Here is a 570-nt window from a genome sequence, read left to right on the forward strand (position 1 = left end):
TTGCTTTTTGGGAACCCGACTCCCGGCCTTTGATCAATTTCACCATGTCTTCCAGGATTAAATAAAGGCAGGGAACTATTACAAGAATGATGGAGGTCGCAAAAACGATCCCGAAGCCAAGAGAAATGGCCATGGGAATTAAATGTTGTGCCTGGCTGGAAGTTTCAAGGATAATAGGAGTTAACCCTCCAAAAGTGGTAAGAGTGGTTAGCATTATAGGCCTGAATCTTCTCAATCCTGCCTCGTGAATGGCATCATAGACTGAAAGATCTTTTTTCCTTTTATTTGCGTAATCGATCATAATAAGAGAATCGTTTACAACAACTCCCGAAAGGGCAATTACTCCCATTAAACTTACAAGGGAGAGGTCATAGCCCAGTAAGATGTGACCAATGACTGCACCCACAATACCAAAAGGAATGGCAGAAAGGACGATCAAAGGTTGCGTGTAGCTGCCAAACGCAAGGGCAAGCAGCGCATAGATGAGCAACATTGCTATGGTAAAACCACTCCAAAGCGTATCGGTCGATTCCCGCATATCTGCCTGGCTGCCTTCAAAACTCCAGGTGA

Annotated in this window: 1 protein-coding gene; it reads right to left on the reverse strand. The window is 44.6% G+C overall.

What is annotated here, in order from left to right:
* Positions 1-570, reverse strand: a 570-nt coding sequence (locus HC175_RS16740) for an efflux RND transporter permease subunit (protein ID WP_168139499.1), incomplete at both ends; no start/stop codon positions are given.

It is taken from the genome of Salinimicrobium oceani, assembly GCF_012037645.1.